Source organism: Pseudomonas fluorescens (assembly GCF_000802965.1).
GTDB classification, from domain to species: domain Bacteria; phylum Pseudomonadota; class Gammaproteobacteria; order Pseudomonadales; family Pseudomonadaceae; genus Aquipseudomonas; species Aquipseudomonas fluorescens_A.
The window spans coordinates 1-15,853 of record NZ_JSAK01000031.1; the positions used below are offsets into that span (position 1 = coordinate 1).

General features: G+C 58.0%; 15 protein-coding genes and 1 pseudogene. 7 read left to right on the forward strand and 9 right to left on the reverse strand.

Annotated elements, in window-relative coordinates; all coding sequences use genetic code 11:
• Nucleotides 1-732: DUF1214 domain-containing protein (locus tag NL64_RS23290; RefSeq protein WP_034150417.1), on the forward strand; the 732-nt coding region annotated here is incomplete at its 5' end.
• A gap of 25 nt (nucleotides 733-757) precedes the next feature.
• Here the strand turns inward: NL64_RS23290 and NL64_RS23295 are convergent.
• Nucleotides 758-1,861 carry an acyl-CoA dehydrogenase family protein gene (locus tag NL64_RS23295; protein WP_080758091.1) on the reverse strand — a complete coding sequence of 368 codons (1,104 nt, stop codon included), beginning with the start codon at nucleotides 1,859-1,861 and terminating at the stop codon, nucleotides 758-760.
• Nucleotides 1,862-1,973: 112 nt separating this feature from the next.
• On the opposite strand from NL64_RS23295, the gene NL64_RS23300 reads away from it, so the two are divergent.
• Both NL64_RS23300 and NL64_RS23305 read left to right on the forward strand, forming a co-directional pair.
• Nucleotides 1,974-4,652, forward strand: coding sequence for a LuxR C-terminal-related transcriptional regulator (locus tag NL64_RS23300; RefSeq protein ID WP_034150419.1), 2,679 nt, complete (start codon nucleotides 1,974-1,976; stop codon nucleotides 4,650-4,652).
• Between the two features lie 81 nt (nucleotides 4,653-4,733).
• Nucleotides 4,734-5,000: a hypothetical protein gene (locus NL64_RS23305; RefSeq protein ID WP_034150420.1), complete on the forward strand. Its 267-nt coding sequence runs from the start codon at nucleotides 4,734-4,736 to the stop codon at nucleotides 4,998-5,000.
• On the opposite strand, the gene NL64_RS23310 is transcribed toward NL64_RS23305, so the two are convergent.
• From NL64_RS23310 to NL64_RS29830, 7 genes and pseudogenes are all read right to left on the reverse strand, one after another.
• Nucleotides 5,001-5,183: a DUF1289 domain-containing protein gene (locus tag NL64_RS23310; RefSeq protein ID WP_034150421.1), complete on the reverse strand. Its 183-nt coding sequence runs from the start codon at nucleotides 5,181-5,183 to the stop codon at nucleotides 5,001-5,003. It lies immediately after the preceding gene.
• 2 nt (nucleotides 5,184-5,185) lie between these two features.
• Nucleotides 5,186-5,557 (reverse strand): hypothetical protein, encoded by a 372-nt coding sequence (locus NL64_RS23315; RefSeq protein WP_034150422.1) that lies wholly within the window; start codon nucleotides 5,555-5,557, stop codon nucleotides 5,186-5,188.
• Between the two features lie 35 nt (nucleotides 5,558-5,592).
• Nucleotides 5,593-6,516, reverse strand: coding sequence for a CDF family Co(II)/Ni(II) efflux transporter DmeF (gene dmeF / locus NL64_RS23320; protein ID WP_034150423.1), 924 nt, complete (start codon nucleotides 6,514-6,516; stop codon nucleotides 5,593-5,595).
• A 19-nt stretch (nucleotides 6,517-6,535) separates the two neighbouring features.
• Nucleotides 6,536-6,643: pseudogene (locus NL64_RS29815) on the reverse strand (metal/formaldehyde-sensitive transcriptional repressor); the annotation flags it as partial.
• Between the two features lie 46 nt (nucleotides 6,644-6,689).
• Complete coding sequence (locus NL64_RS23325; RefSeq protein ID WP_034150424.1) at nucleotides 6,690-7,124, reverse strand: VOC family protein; 435 nt, start codon at nucleotides 7,122-7,124, stop codon at nucleotides 6,690-6,692.
• 17 nt (nucleotides 7,125-7,141) lie between these two features.
• Nucleotides 7,142-7,420, reverse strand: a complete 279-nt coding sequence (locus NL64_RS30200; protein WP_052321291.1) for a hypothetical protein — start codon at nucleotides 7,418-7,420, stop codon at nucleotides 7,142-7,144.
• Between the two features lie 524 nt (nucleotides 7,421-7,944).
• On the reverse strand, nucleotides 7,945-8,322 hold the full coding sequence (locus NL64_RS29830) for a c-type cytochrome (RefSeq protein WP_080758095.1): 378 nt from the start codon (nucleotides 8,320-8,322) through the stop codon (nucleotides 7,945-7,947).
• Nucleotides 8,323-8,610: 288 nt separating this feature from the next.
• Here NL64_RS29830 and NL64_RS23335 point away from each other — a divergent pair, with 288 nt between their 5' ends.
• A complete protein-coding gene (locus tag NL64_RS23335; protein ID WP_034150425.1) occupies nucleotides 8,611-10,530 on the forward strand; it encodes a tyrosine-protein phosphatase in 1,920 nt (639 codons plus the stop codon).
• Nucleotides 10,531-10,575: 45 nt separating this feature from the next.
• Here NL64_RS23335 and NL64_RS23340 read toward each other — a convergent pair whose 3' ends face one another.
• Complete coding sequence (locus tag NL64_RS23340) at nucleotides 10,576-11,517, reverse strand: helix-turn-helix domain-containing protein (protein WP_052321292.1); 942 nt, start codon at nucleotides 11,515-11,517, stop codon at nucleotides 10,576-10,578.
• A 231-nt stretch (nucleotides 11,518-11,748) separates the two neighbouring features.
• Between NL64_RS23340 and NL64_RS23345 the strand changes: the two genes are divergently transcribed.
• The 3 genes from NL64_RS23345 to NL64_RS23355 all read left to right on the forward strand — a co-directional run bounded on the left by NL64_RS23345 (nucleotide 11,749) and on the right by NL64_RS23355 (nucleotide 15,801).
• Entirely contained in the window at nucleotides 11,749-12,270 is a 522-nt protein-coding gene (locus NL64_RS23345; RefSeq protein WP_034150619.1) for a sigma-70 family RNA polymerase sigma factor, read from the forward strand.
• Nucleotides 12,267-13,223 (forward strand): FecR domain-containing protein, encoded by a 957-nt coding sequence (locus tag NL64_RS23350; RefSeq protein WP_034150427.1) that lies wholly within the window; start codon nucleotides 12,267-12,269, stop codon nucleotides 13,221-13,223. Before NL64_RS23345 ends, NL64_RS23350 begins: the two co-directional genes overlap by 4 nt.
• A gap of 97 nt (nucleotides 13,224-13,320) precedes the next feature.
• On the forward strand, nucleotides 13,321-15,801 hold the full coding sequence (locus NL64_RS23355; RefSeq protein ID WP_034150428.1) for a TonB-dependent siderophore receptor: 2,481 nt from the start codon (nucleotides 13,321-13,323) through the stop codon (nucleotides 15,799-15,801).
• Nucleotides 15,802-15,853 lie beyond the last annotated feature (52 nt).

Here is a 15,853-nt window from a genome sequence, read left to right on the forward strand (position 1 = left end):
GTTTTCAATCAGCGCCAACAGCGAATGGTCAGTGAGGAACCCGTACAGGATCGCGACATGAGCATCATGGGGCAGTTGAGTGCGCTGGGCATCGGTAAGGGGCTGGAATTCAAGCCAGACACGCAACGCCAGAAACTCCTTCGCGATGCGGTCGATGAAGCGCATGCCTACATGATGGACGGCTATGCCAGATCGGGTGTCGCTATTTGGGACGGCCAGCGTAAATGGCGTTCGCTGGCAGAACCAAAGCAGGCGATCGGCACGAAACTGAGCTTCATCGAGCCAGGCCGGCGCGTCTATCTCGATGACCGTGCCTTTGCCTGGTTCGCCATGTATGGCCCTATCGTTCCACCAGGTCCGCAGGTCTACATGAAGAGTTACGAGACCGGCAAGGGCGAGCCACTTGACGGCATCCACACCTACCGCCTGACCATTCCAGCCAATGCACCGGCAAAGGATTTCTGGGCGCTGGATGCGTACGACGCACGTACTGCCGGCTTCATTCGTGAAGCCCGGGTTGTGGGACTTGATTCCTATAACCAGAAGATGAAGACGAATCCGGACGGCAGTGTCGATCTGTACTTCGCACCGAAACCGCCTGCAGGTCATGAAAGCAACTGGATCAGCACCCAGGCCGGCCAGCCGTTTTTTACCATGTTCCGAATCTATGGACCGGAACAGGCCATGCTCGACCGAACCTGGGTAATGAACGATATCGAAAGGCTCGACTGAGCGCCGGGATAGCAGCGGCTGATGGTCAGCCGCTTGCCTCGGGCAGTTCCCCAATCAACTCTTGAGCGATGCGTCGGGCGTCTTCTGCGATGTTTTCGCTGAGCAGGGGGAGCGAGGCACCACTGTTTTGCCAACCCGTCTGTACATGACTGCTGTCTATGCGATTGACGCGGCGCTCGATGCGTTGAGCAATATCGGTCGCCAACAACCGGGCGCGACTGGCGGTTTTGCCGTCCAGCTTGCCGCAATCCAGTGTGCGAAAGCCCAGGTCACACATAAGCCGCGCGGCTTGCAGTTGGGTGTTGAGTTCTGTGAACTGAGTGGCCACCAGATGCTGTGCCGCGATTGGCCGACCGAATTGAGTGTTGAGTTTGGCCCGGCTGATCGATGCATTGAGTGATACCTGGCCTCGTGCGAGCGTAATGACCGCCTCGTGCAGTTTGGCGACATCGAACAAATGGCGTGTCATCACTGAAGTAGCACTGGCATCACCCAACCAGCGTTCGGCGGGGAGCCGGGTTTGAGTGATCTGCAAACTCATCTGCTTATGGCCCTCGAGATCGTGGTAGTGGCGGATCTCGTGACGATCTTTTGAGCGATCCAGCAACAGATAGGAGGCATTTTTCGCGTCCTCACGGACGGCACAAACAAGCAGATCGCAATGGAGACTGGCGGCGACATTGTCGCAACGTCCATCGATGATCCACTCATCAGCTTTTCGGCGGCCATGCAACGCGCTGGTTGGGGTATTGAGCGTAATGCCGAACAATGTACGACCCACGATCAGATCGGGCAGGTAGCGCTCACGCAATGTCGGTTGTTGCATGACAAGGGTTGTAGCGAGCATGTTCATCAGGACCTGGCTGGCCAGTTCGACACTGCCCATGGCCAGCTCCTCGAACAGCCTGCCTTGCGTTACCCAGTCAACACCGTGACCGCCCAGTGCCTTGGGAATAACTATCCCGGGCAGGCCGAATTCGGCGACCGCCTGGGTAAGCTCCAGCAGTTGATCGCGTGGCGCTGCGTCATGACGCAGGACATTGGCGACGGGTTCAATTTCACGCTGCACGAAGGTGCGCATGCTGTCGATTGAAAGCAATTGGGCGTCTGTCATGGGTGGACATACCATCTCAAGTTAACTCATAGTCCGGATGCCTCACGTTAACGTAATGCCGATGAGTTTCTCCCACTCCGCTGGAGTGGTCCCCCGGCTCATCGTGCCCCGCCCGAGTTATTGCCTGATGAAACCCAACACCTTACTGGTCAGCACTAAATTCGCTCCGCCTCGTCTTTCCAGCCAAACCGTGTTGCGCGAAGAGCTGATGACCCGGCTGAACGATGCTCGCCATAAAAAACTGCTGGTCATCACTGGGAGCGCCGGTTTCGGCAAAACCACACTGATGGCGCAATGGCGGATGGAACTGATCAAGGACGGCGCGCGCGTTTCCTGGCTTTCACTGGTTCCGGAAGACTCCTCAAGGGCGATCTTCTGTGCAGGCTTGGTTGGCACACTGCAAAAAGCAGGATTGGCACTTGAGGACGACTTATGGCTCTTGAGCGAGGCGGGGGAGAGCGGTTGGCAGCAGGCCATTTGCGCGGCGTTGATCAACTCGCTTGAGCGGGATGGGGCCGAGCAGTACCTGATGATTGACGACTTTCAACACATCAGTGACCCACCCATCCTGGCGCTGATACAGGCATTGGTCGATGCCGCTCCCAGCAATTTGCATATCGCGCTGGCCTCGCGGGTGGGGCCGTCACTCTTGTTGGGCCGCTTGCGGGCAATGGGTGATTTATGCGAGATCGACGGCAGTGAGCTGTCGTTCGCCTTTCGCGAGTCCTTGAGTTTTCTCAAGAGTCACCTGGACGCCAGCATCGATCTGGATGCCGCGCACTCTATTCACGACTTGACCAATGGATGGCCCATCGGCCTGCAGCTGGTCTCAATCTCGATGAAGTCAAAGCCCGCTAAACAGGCGCGGCCTGCAAGACAGCTACTCAACAACGCGAATCTTGGCGCTTATCTATCGGAAGATGTGATCAGCGATCTGCCCGCCGAGTTGTTCCAGTTCATGCAGAAGATTTCGATTCTGCGCCGCTTCAATGCATCGTTGGCCGCGCATGTCACCGAGAATGACCGCGCGCCTGAGCTCATCGCTTCTATCGAGGCACGCAATCTCTTCCTGCTGCCAGTGGACATGGAAGATCGCTACCAATGGTATCGGCTGCATCCGATGTTTACCGAGTTTCTCAATCAGCGATTGGTCGAGGTGGTGGTTGATGTCAGCAGGCTGCACCTGCGCGCTGCGCAGTGGTTCGCCAATGAGGGGCTTTTCACCGAAGCAGTGCGGCATGCCGTGTTAAGCGGTGACTTCCACACCGTGGTGGAAATTCTGGAACGTGCCATCCCGACATTGAACAACCTCGGCCATCTTGGCGTGTTCATGCGCTGGATCGAGCGAGTGCCGACGGATCTTCTCTCCGTTCACCCACGATTGATGCTGATGGGGGCCTGGAGCGCGGTGATGGTCGGGCACCTCGAAACAGCCAGGCATTGGAAAGATATCCTGACGACGAGCCGACCTACGGAAATTCAGGCATTACAAATCAAATTGCTGCAGGCGATGATTGCGGAAATGGACGATGACGTGGAAAGCGCCCTCGTCCATTTGAATGAAATTGGTGACGCTGCGCTGGGGCATGAATTTTTCGAATGTTTCCGCCTGGGCCTGACCGTCGGCGCTTTGGCAGTGCTGGGACATTATCCGCAGGCGCGCAGCCGTTTCAATGCGCCGGATGCCCGGTTTGTGCAGAACAACATCAGCGAGGTGGCGCTGGTTAACCGCAGCACGATTGCGATGGTGGCAATGTACGAGGGCAACGTCCTGGAAGCCGAGCGCATCTGTTCGAGCATTCTGGCCACAGCCGAAACCCATCATGGTCGTCGCTCTGTCAGTGCCAGCAGTACTGCAGCCCTTTTGGCCGAGCTGTGGTACGAACTGGACCGCATTGACGATGCGCGGGAAACCCTCGCCAACCGTTTGGACGTCGTGCATTTTTGTGCGCCTGAATACATGTATTGCGCAGCGCGAAGTTACGCGCGGCTTCAGTATCTTCAGGAAGGTCTCAGGTGCGCCCTTGATTATGTGGTCAAAAAAGAAGCTCATTTTCGCGCACAGGGTTTGGACCGGGGCGTTGCCTTGATGCTCGCCGAACAGGTCAATCTGGTACTCAAAACCGGCGACTGGCGACACGCCGATTCGTTACAGGTGGTTCTTGATGACCTGTCTCGGCAGCCAGAACGATCCCGTACATGTCATAGCGCAATCGTCGCGATTGCAGGATTGTCGAGGGCTCGCCTGGCGCTGGCCAGGCAGGAGCCTGAGTCGGCGTTGCAGATTATTGAGGCGGTGCATGAAATCGCCGTGCGACTTAACAGAGGCGTGTTGTTGGTAAAGGCTGACATCCTCAAGGCCGTTGCGCTGGAGAAACTCGGCAATGAAGCCTTTCGCAGCAGCCTGCTGAACGCTCTCGCGTCCGGCTACCGTTTGGGACTGCTAAGGACCTTCATTGATGAAGGGGACATGTTGCATGGGTTATTGGTCGATCTGGACTGCCAATCCGTTGAAACACTTGCGCAGTACAAACAGCAATTGTTGGCTCGAATGACGTTCACGATGAAGACGTCAGTCGATAAACCACCAGCAGCTTCGGCGGCGGCTCACGAGGGGACAGAACCACTGACCAAGCGTGAGCAGGAGATTCTCGCGTTGCTGGAGCAGTCCATGTCGAACAAGCACATCGCACTGGCACTGAACATCAGCGTCCAGACCGTGAAGTGGAACCTGAAGAATATGTTCATCAAGCTGGGGGTCTCCAGCCGTTACGAAGCCATCATCGTTGCTCGCAAGCGCGGATGACGCGGCCCACTCCTGGGGGTGGGTCTGGTGCCTATGGCGATGAATTAACCTGAAGCCCTGATTACAAAGGGGTTGATTGTTGTGAGTCGTACCATTTCCACACTGACGGGAACTCGTCGCAAAGTCGACGGCGGGACCCTGTTCGGGCATGCACCGCGGCTGAAATGGGCTCAGTGGATGACACCCGATCGGGACAATAATGTCGAGATCGCCTCCCGCGCACTGCTGGTGCAACGGGACGGAAAAAACATCCTGGTGTTGGCCGGAACGGATGCATTGTTTTGCTTCTCTCGCAATCGATACCGGGTCATGGGCAGCTATCCCAAAGCGGTCATCCCGAGCACGTGACTATCCCTGAGTTTTTCTCAGCCCTTTCAAGCGCACATTCGCCCTTTGCACAGCGGCCATTTTTTCAGGCCGCTTCATGCGTTTCCACTTTCGGATGTCTTCTTTGCTTCGCCCGCAGCTCACACACAGATCACCACTGAGTTGGCAGACAGAGATGCACGGATTCTCGATTTCTTTAGCCATTGTCAGCCACCTTTGGCCCCACGTGATTGAGTCAGGCGGATTTTCCAGTCGCCTCCGTGATTTCGCTGACACTCTTCCTCAGAGTCAAAACGGACACAATTGTCTGAAGGGATCAGGTCGATGTCGGCCTGATTCAACGCGATGGCCGTCAACTCAAAAATGCGTGCCTTGGCGTCAACCTGGGCGCGCTTTCTGTCAGCCAGGGTTTCGAATACCCAGATGACTTTCAAAGTCTCAGCCAACGCGTTCAGGTCCGCAGTGTGGGTGAGCCAGGTAAAGCCCTTGATTTCACCTTTTGCCGTTTCGCACGCTTCGGTCAGTGTGGTGATCAACCGGCGTTCGATCCGCGCCGATTCACGTTTCCCTGGAGGCATCGCAAGTTCCTTTGGAGATAATGGAGGGGGCTGAATCAGACCGGTCGAAACTCGACCGTCAGATGGCTGACTTCGTGAACCGGCTTGAGACGTTCACGAATGCTGTCGGCGTTCGCAGTGGCTTCACCGAGAACGCTGACGATGGCCGCATGGGCTTGCGGTCCGACCCGCCATACATGCAAGTCGGTGATGGTGGCGTCCCCCGGCTTCTCGACCAGCTCGCGGATTTCCTCGGCCACATGCGCATCTGTCTGATCCAGCAATACGCCGGCGGTGACCCCCATCAGGGTCCATGCCCAACGCGCGATAACGATGGCGCCGACGATACCCATCACCGGGTCCAGCCACACCCAACCGAGATACCGGCCGGCGAGAAGTGCAGCGATGGCCAGAACGGAAGTCAACGCGTCCGCGATGACATGGACGTAGGCCGATTTCAGATTGTTGTCGTTCCCGTGATGCGCATGGGAATGGCCATGATCATCATGATCGTGCCCATGACTGTGCCCGTGGCCCAGCAGCAGGGCACTGACGATGTTGACGATCAAACCGGCAATCGCGATGAGCGTAGCGGTGCCGAACTGTACGTCCGTTGGCTGCAAGAGGCGCATGACAGATTCAACGCCAATGCCCAGGGAGACCATTCCGAGAATCAACGCCGAGGCGAACCCGCCCAAGTCTCCAACCTTTCCGGTCCCGAAACTGTAGCGCTGGCTGGTAGCGTGGCGTTTTGCGTACCCGTAAGCGGCTGCCGCAATGCCCAATGCGCCGGCATGAGTTGCCATGTGAAAGCCATCGGCGAGTAACGCCATCGAACCCGTGAGATACCCGGCGGTGATCTCGCCAACCATCATCACGACGGTGAGTGCCACTACCCAAAGCGTACGCTTGGCATTTTCGTCGTGCGCTGAGCCAAGGAACACGTGGTCGTGCGTGTAGTTGATATTCGTGCTGTTCATGAGTGTGGCCTGGATGCGTTCACTTGGAGTAACGGCGAATGGCTTTAAAAAGCTCTTCGACACCCTTGTCACGCTCTTCTTCACTGAGCGCAGGGCTCGCGACATGCTCCCGCGCGTGGTCCGCGACGCCTGCATGCGAGGTGACTATCGTACGCGCCTGCGAACCGTCCGGCTTAGCCTAGTGGCTCGGCAAGACCCACGATGATCCCCTCAGGCCCACGAATATAGGCGAGCCGGTAGGAATTCTCGTACTGCATCTGGCCAATAAGTTCTGCGCCATGAGCCTGTATCTGTGCAACGACCGAATCGATGTCATCGACGGCAAACATGATGCGACGAAGACCCAAAGCGTTCATGGGTGCGTCGACAGGCCCAAACCTGACTGCTTCTGGCGTGTGGAATTTGTCCAGCTCAATTCCCTGCCCATCGGGAGTGCGCAGCATCGCGAGGGTGGCTCGCACATCACCAAGGCCGATGAGCCTCCCGATGGCAGCGCCTTCAACCGTGCTTTGCCCCTCAAGCTTGAGGCCCAGCGCGATGAAGAACGCCTTCACCGCTTCGAGATCGTCGACAACTATCAAGACGTTGTCCATTCGCCTGACTGTCATGTTCTTCACTCCCTTTTTCAACGGTGTCGCCAATTGGGGGAACCGGCGTCTGGATCGAACCGGGCGGATGGATCGCGTGGCTTGGCACTAACGACGATAGTAGCGGCGATCGTCCTCGTAGCGGTGCCGCATGGCCCGATCTTGGTGGCGCTCTCAATCACGATGGCGTTCGGCTTCTCGACGAGCTTGCTCTCTGCGCCACTGATCTCGACGCCATTGATCTCGACGCCAGTCATCTCGGCGCCAGTCGTCTCTACGATCGTGCCAACGGCCGTCATGCCAGTATCGGTCGTCATGGGCAAGCAACGGCCCAGGCTGCTTGCCAGCCGTACTGGCCAGGGTCGACCAAGGGTTGCCGACGGCCTGGACAGGCGCCTGAGCGGCGGTGACGTGCGTTGCTAAAACCGGGGTTGAGGTACTCATCTGTGAAGCTGATGCCGAGCCCATTGCCGCGAGCGCGAACAGGCCGAAGAGCACCATCCGTGGGTAATGGAATTTCATGGGCGAAGACAACCTCGGATTGACAATTGGAAGTGTGGCCATCCGGCTGCGGCGAAGCCTGTTGGTCGCGCACGCAGGCGGATGTGCCTGTCCAATAGACCGATAAATAGCCGAAAGTTCTGGGGAGCCGGTGCTCCACCTGGCAGTCGAACTGTTGACCAGATGCCCATTGGCACCGGTGACCAACGATAGCGTGTTCATGGATTGCCTTATCCGCTGACGGCGGACCCTGAAAGATACGGGTTGCCCCAAGGGACAGAGTCAAGCGCTGGCGTCAGGCCCATCGAAGGTGACAGCACAGGACCCGGCACTTTAGAGGTCATCGTTTTTGTGAAATCACACCACCCATGTATTGATTCAAATCGCGCAGATCATTAATGCTCCACGAGTGCGGCGGTAGCTTCACACCATTCTCACGCAAGGTTCTTGGAATCAAGTCTCCATTTGGGCGAAGTATTATCGAACTTACAATCACGCCCGGATAATCATTCAATCGTATTTTGAAAGTGGAGGTTGTCAGATCAGGTGTAGGAGGATTGCTTTTATTGGCCAGTGGCCCTGTCGCCTTGAGATCCATTCCGTGGCACATGCTGCATCGCTGTAGATAGAGATTTTTTCCATTAGCACTGTCCGCGAAGGACAGTGACGTTTGAGCCAGCGATAAAATGCCTAGCGCAGCGATGAATAATAGCTTCATTGTTTTCTATCTTCCTTGATGAGATCAGCGTCGATTGGACGCGATTTGACGCGCGGGAAAGATATCAGCCATCCCGTCGGCACTGACACTCATTTCTATTGCTCAACTCGTTTTTCCGGCGCAGTCCGGTGACCGCTCCTGGCCACGGCTGGCGGTAACTCCACGGACAAAAAACGAACCCGGCGGACCAATCACGCATTGATTTTCCTCCGAGCGCAATCTGTCATATTCGGTATTACTTCATTGCAGATAGTAGCCAGCCCATCGTTCGATCAATGAGGCTGTACTGTGTTTCCACGTCTTCTGTGTTCGCTGTCCGTTTTGACTGTGTCCATCGCCACTGCCCAAGCCGCCGAGACTAATGTCCTCGAGACTCCCCACCTGCGCAGCATTGACAACTTCCGTGATCTCGCGGGGACTACCACCGCCTATTCCACGGCCCACGACGGCACGATGCGTAGCGGCGTGTTCTATCGTTCCAACGCGCTGACCCCGTCTGCCGCGGATCTGGCTACGCTGAATTCTTTGGGCATCAAGGCAGTCTACGACCTGCGCACACCCAGTGAGATTGCCGGCACGCCGGACACGATGCTCAGCGGGGCGACCTACGAAAACATTGACATCATCGGCAGCACCACGTCCGGTTCGAACATCACCACGGTCTCGTTCAAAAGTGCAGCCGATGCCATCGCGATGATGGAGCAGACCAACCGGGCGTTTGTCAGTGACGCAGGGATGCGCAGCCAGTTCACCAGGCTGTTCAATGAACTGGCCAGTGTCGACGGTGCCGCGTTGTTCCATTGCACCGCCGGCAAGGACCGAACCGGTTGGACCGCCGCCGTGTTGCTGAGCATTGCCGGGGTCGACAGTGCCACCATCATGAGTAATTACCTGGCCACCAACGACTACACCGCCGCGCGCGTGGGGGCGACCCTGGCAAGTATGCCGCCCGCGATGGCGGCCATTTATGCGCCGCTGCTCGGCGTCGAGGCCAGCTACTTGCAAGCCGGTCTGGACGAGGTGACCGCGCAGTACGGCAGCATGGATAACTACCTCAAGCAAGGCCTGGGTCTGTCCCAGGAGACGATCTATGTGCTGCGCGGCAAGATGGTCTACTTCAACAGTCTGCCCGGCCAGGCGGGTTTGCTCGGCAACGCCGCCGGCGGCGCGCAGCTTTTGCAACAGCTGCAGAACAGCAGCCTTTCGGGCACTTACAGCGACTACAACTACTATCTGCAATCGGCCATCGATGCGGGCAACCTTGCGGGCGTCGAGTCCACGGTCGGTGGTCAGGTGCACGCCGACGCGGCGAGTTACCTGCTGCGTCAGGGCGCGATGATCGACCAGGCTGCTGCGCCGTTTGCCAGTGGCACGGATCTCAAGGCGGGCCAATACCGTTTGTGGTCCACTGCGTTGGCGGGCTACCTGGGCACCGACGGTTCGTCCCAGGTCTCCAGCAGCAACGAGCACAGCCAAGGCATGATGGTCGGCCTGACCCAGCGTTTCTCCGACCAGATCAGCGCCCATGCCGGCTTCGGCTACAGCAAGGGCAACGTCGGCGGCGCGGGTGGCGAGGCGGATACCGACTTCACCTTTTTCAGCATGGGCGCACGCTTCGCGCCGGACGGTCTGGAACGCGGGCTGTTTGTCGACGCCGACGCCAGCGACGGCTACATCGACTACGACAGCAAGCGCGACCTCGGCGGCGGCCTCGGCACCGCCAAGGGCGAAAGCCATGGCAATCTCACCGGAGCCACCCTGGCACTGGGCTATCGAGTGCCGGTCAGCGGCGTGACACTCGAACCGAGCCTCGGCGTGCGCGTCAGCCATCTGAATTTGTCGGGTTTTCAGGAGAAAGGCAGTGATCTGGCCCTCGACGTCGACAGCATTGACGAAACCCGCCGCAGCGCCGTGGCCAACCTCAACGCTGCATTCGCCCCGATCGGCATGGGCGCCTGGCAACTGGTGCCGGGTGTCCAGGTGGGCTATGAGCATGTGCTCGGCGATCATCAGGTCGACAGCGAAGGGCATCTGCTGGGCCTGGATATCGAACAGCGCGCCGCGTTCGATAACCGCGATCAGTTCACCGCAGGGATCAACCTCATGGCTAATCTCGGCGCGCTGAGCGTGGGTGCCGAAGTGGGTGCGAGCGGCGGTGGGGACAGCCACGGCTTCAGCGGCGGGCTCAAGGCCAGTTATCTGTTTTAAGGAAACACTTCGGGGTCGGGCCGCTATCGTTTGGCGGCCTGGGCCTTACTGCCGCGCTCGCGTGCGCAGTCCTGATTTCAGGTCCGCGGGGCTGATGCCATAGGCGCTCTGGAAGTACTGGCAAAACCTGCCGACATTGCTGAAGCCCAATCGCAACGCCACCTCAGTCACGGAAGGCGAATCGCGGTGGGCGAGCGATTCGTAGGCGCGCTGCAGACGCACCTGCCGCTGGTACGCCACAATCGAGCTCCCTACGAATCGCCGGAAACCTTCCTGCAATGCCCGCTGGCTGACGTTGGTCAATCGGGCCAGATCCGTTCCGCTGAGCAGATGCTCGGGGTGCGCCTGAATGTGCTCAACCGCCAGCTTCACATGCCGGGGCGCGATCAACGGAGCAGGCTGTCTCAGGGCTTGCGTGAAATTATGCGGCCAGGCTTCCAGCACCGCGTCCAGCAGCATCTCTCGCAGTCGCGATGGCATCAATGTTCCGCTGTTGATCAGCACATCGAACTCGGCTCCGGTGGCCAGATCAATCAATGCCTTGATGCCCTGGAAACTCGAGACCTTCAAATCAACCACAGGCTCGAATACCAATCTTTCAACAATTGGCTTTCCCAATAGCGTCGACAGTCGTTCAGTGAGCAACGCACGCTTTATCGAAATCCCGTGCTGCGCATGATTGTCGACAAAGCGCATCGAACGAATTTCCGCCTTGTCGATTGCCAGCCCGACCTGTGAAACACCCACCGACTCGCAGAGGTGATTGAAGATGATTTTGCCGGCGGTAGGAATGACGAAGGTGATTTCGTCCTGGGGATCGGGAAAGACCACCGAGAAGTCGCCCCGGTAATGCATGCGGCGAAAACTGACACCTTCGTGCCGGCCGTAGACGCCGCCGATGATGATGTTCGAGGGCAAGGGCGGGGTGTTGGAATAGCGGTTGCCGAACATTTTCGCGAACAGCGCGCCGAAGTCATCGCTGCACATGTCGTTGGACCTGAGGATGATTTGCTGGCGGGACGGAGTGGAGGACACCTTGGCTGGCACCTTGTAGTCAGGCTTTATGTCGGGGTGAAATGCGGGAGAGCGGGAGGTTAGCGTGCAGGGATGACAGGTTTGTGACGGTCCGGTGTTCTGATCGCAAATCCGCCTCTTGCAAATCTTCGGATGATCACATGACAATAAGAGTCATTATCAGTCGTGAATTATTCCATCGCCATGCCCGCCAATGATTTAAGCCTGCGCAGCGCCGTCAATGACCTGTATTGCGACCACCATGGTTGGCTCAATGGCTGGCTGCGCAAGCGTTTGGGCAACGCGTTCGATGCGGCTGATCTGGCACAGGACACCTTCGTGCGAGTCATCAAGGCGCGTAATGCGTTGGAGATTCGCGAGCCGCGCCCTTACCTGACAATGATCGCAAAGGGCTTGCTGATCGATCTGTTCCGCCGGCGCTCTCTGGAACAAGCCTATCTGGAAGCCTTGGCGGCCATGCCCGAATTGCAGCAACCCTCACTGGAGGAGCAGGCGATCCTGTTGCAAGCGCTGATGGAAATCGACCGCTTGCTGCAAGGGCTGGGAGCTAAAGTGAAGCAGGTGTTCATCTTGTCTCAGTTCGAGGGGTTGACCTATCCGCAGATTGCCGAGCGGCTGGGTATCAGCTCCCGAACGGTCAACAATTACATGGCCAAGGCCATGGAGCATTGCTGTTTGATGCAGATCCAGATGCAACTGGCATGAGTCTTTCAGCCATCGAGTTGAAGGCGATCAGCGTCGCTGCCCAGTGGTACGCCCGACTTCACTCCGGTGTCGCCACCGACTCGGATCGATCAGCCTGGAACGACTGGCTGGTTGCTGACCCTGCCCATCTTCAAGCCTGGCAACGCATGGCGGCCGTCGGCGAACAGATGGCACGTGTGCCGGGCGCCTTGGCTTCACCCGCGTTGCGCGGTGCTGATCTGTCCCGGCGTCAGGTGGTGCGCAGTGTGCTGCTGCTGGCGTCCGCCAGTTCCATTGGCTGGCTGGGCTGGCGCAGTGAAACCTCCCGGACCCTGTTTGCCGATTTGCGTTCCGCCGTGGGCGAGCGCCGTGAATTGCGCTTGGCCGACGGCAGCTCATTGCTTCTCAATACCGACACCTCCCTCAACCTGCGATTTGATGGTCGACAGCGGGTCTTGGAATTGTTGTCCGGTGAGATTCTGGTGACCACCGCTGTTGATCCGTTGCAGCGCCCGTTCAAGGTGCTCACTCGCCACGGCGAAGTGCTGGCGCTGGGAACCCGCTTTATCGTCCGGTCCCAGGAACTGGGCGGCGAAGTGTCGGTGCTCGAAAAAGCCGTTCAGGTCAGTCCCGCTCTCGGTGGGGCGATGATTCGCGTGGAGGCCGGACAATCCGTAGCCTTCAACGGTCGCTCAGCCGGTGCGCTGCGGCGTAATGATGCCTCGGTCGGGGCATGGCAGCAGGGCAGCATCATCGCCATTGATCGCCCCTTGAGCGAATTGCTCGCTGACATTTCGCGCTACCGCAGCGGCGTGTTGCGCTGTGATCCGCGTATTGCCCAACTGAAGGTGTCCGGAGCGTTCCCTATCGATAACACGGATAGGGCGTTGGCGGCGCTGGAGAGCGGATTGTCCCTGCGCGTCACCCAGTACAGCCGCTATTGGGTCAACGTATCGAGCGATGATCCGCGCTAGTTGAAAATAGTTTTTGTGGGTTTGCACTTTTTGTACTCATCGTTCGGCTCATCCCTCAATGAGTTTTTATTGATTGTGTTTTGGGGGAGGGTAAAGCATGTCTCGGGTGTACAAGCCTGGTCGTCTGGCGACGGCAGTGAAGGCCGGTCTATTGGTCGCAGCAGCGACGGGTGTTTGGTCAACGGCAACGATGGCGGCACAGGTTGCGTCGCAGCAACAGGCTGCGGTTCAAACCTTCGACATTGCCGGGGGGAGCCTGACCGAAGTGCTCAGTCATTTCGCCAGTGCAGCGGGCGCGGCGATTTCATTTGATGCGCGACAAACCGAAGGGTTGAAATCTCCAGGGCTCAAGGGCGCGTTCGGCATCACTGAAGGCTTTGCGCGGATTCTCAGTGGCAGCCGTTTGCAAGCGGAGCCCCAGGCCAACGGGACTTATGTTCTGCGACCCGTTCCGACTTTCGGTTCGGCACTGGAGCTGGGCGCCACCAACATCAATGGTCAGATGCTTGGCGCAACGACCGAGAACAGTGGCTCGTACACCACGGGCGCGGTGACCATTGGCAAGGGCGAGCACTCTCTCAAGGAAACGCCGCAATCGGTCACGGTGATGACCCGCAAGATGCTCGATGATCAAAACCTCAACACCATTGATCAAGTCATGGAAAAGACGCCGGGCATTACCGTGTATGACTCCACCATGGGCGGCAAGTACTTCTATTCGCGCGGCTTCCGGATGTCGGGCCAGTATCAATACGATGGCGTACCCCTGGACATGGGCAACCTCTATGTTCAGGCCGACAGTTTCAGTGGTGACATGGCCTATTACGACCGCGTAGAGATCCTGCGCGGCGCAGCAGGCATGATGAAAGGCTCGGGCGGCACCGCCGGTGGCGTCAACTTTGTGCGCAAGCGCGGCCAGACAACCCCGCATACCGAGATCACGCTGTCCGGTGGCAGTTGGGACAATTATCGTGGACAGGTCGATACCGGCGGCCCGCTGAATGACGCCGGCACCATACGCGGCCGGGCCATCGTCGCCGAGCAGAGTCGGCACTACTTTGTCGACGATGCCAGTCGCAAGGATCAAGTGTATTACGGCGCCCTCGACGTGGATGTGAGCCCCGACACGACACTCGGGCTGGGCGTTGCTTATGAGGATGTGGATGCCAATCCTTGTTGGGGTGGTCTGCCGCGCTACAGGGACCGCAGCGATTTGAAGCTCAGCCGTTCGACCTGTCTCGATCCTTCGTGGAACACGTGGCGTAGCAAGCGCACTACTGTCTTCAGTGATCTGAATCATCGGATCAACGACGATTGGTCCTTAAAGGTCGCCAGTGTTTATACAAAAAACACTCAGGACATCAAGTACGCGTTCGCGTCCGGCGCGGTGACTCCAGGCATCAATACCACTGGCATGCTGGGCAGCATGTACGACTACGACCAGGTCGATTACGGTCTGGACGCCTACGTGGATGGCAAGTTCGACGCGTTCGGTCAGCAGCATGAGTTAGTGGTGGGCGCCAATGCCAGCCGCGGGAAAAAAGATGACTTCTACTCGGTGGCGTTTCTGCCGCAGCGGCAGAATGTGTTCAACCCCGATAAACATATTCCCGAACCGGACGACAGCTACTTTATCGATAACTCGTCTCGCGGCGGGCCGGTCAATTCGGTGACCAAACAAAAGGGTGTCTACTCGATCCTTCGTTTGAAACTGGCGGACCCTCTGACGCTTGTCTCCGGCACTCGAGTGAGCTGGTACAACTCGGACACCGACTCTGACTTCATCAACACCGGCACCTCGGAACACTCCAGTACCACGGAGACCGGACAGGTCACACCATTTGCCGGTGTGCTGCTGGATTTGAACGAGAACCTGACGGCCTATGCCAGCTACTCGGACATCTTCACCCCGCAGGGTAACTACCGTTCCGAAGACGGGTCAGCGCTCAAGCCTCTCGTGGGTCAGAGTTATGAACTGGGGATCAAGGGGGCCTGGTTCGAAGGTCGCTTGAACAGCTCCTTCAATCTGTTCCGCACGATTCAGAAAGACCAGGCCCAGACGGACTTCAACTCTTCCTGTCCTTCATCCGATGGCTATTGCTACGTCAATGCCGGCAAGGTTCGCGCTCAGGGCTTTGAGGCCGAGATCAGTGGTGAAGTCATCGAGCGCCTGCAATTGCTCGCGGGTTACACCTACACCCAGACCAAAACCCTCGATGACATCGACGACAGCCTGAACGGCGCAGCATTCAACTCCTATGTACCTCGACACATGCTGCGCATGTGGGGCGACTATGCGTTGAGTGGTTCGCTTGAGCGGTTCACCATTGGTGCAGGCGTCAACGCGCAAAGCGACAACTTCCGTGTTTCTCCCGCCAGTGGAGAGAACATCACCCAGTCGGGTTATGCGATCTGGAACGGTCGCATCGGCTACCGCATTGATGACACCTGGTCGGTCGCGCTCAATGGCAACAACCTGTTCGACAAGCGCTACTACGCCACCATCGGCACCGAGTCCTTCGGTAACTACTACGGCGATCCACGCAACTTCATGGTCTCGGTTAAAGCGAGTTTTTAAATGGGTAAATTTGCCTGTCGCGTCCGGCGTATCTAGCCGTTGTTTGACCGTT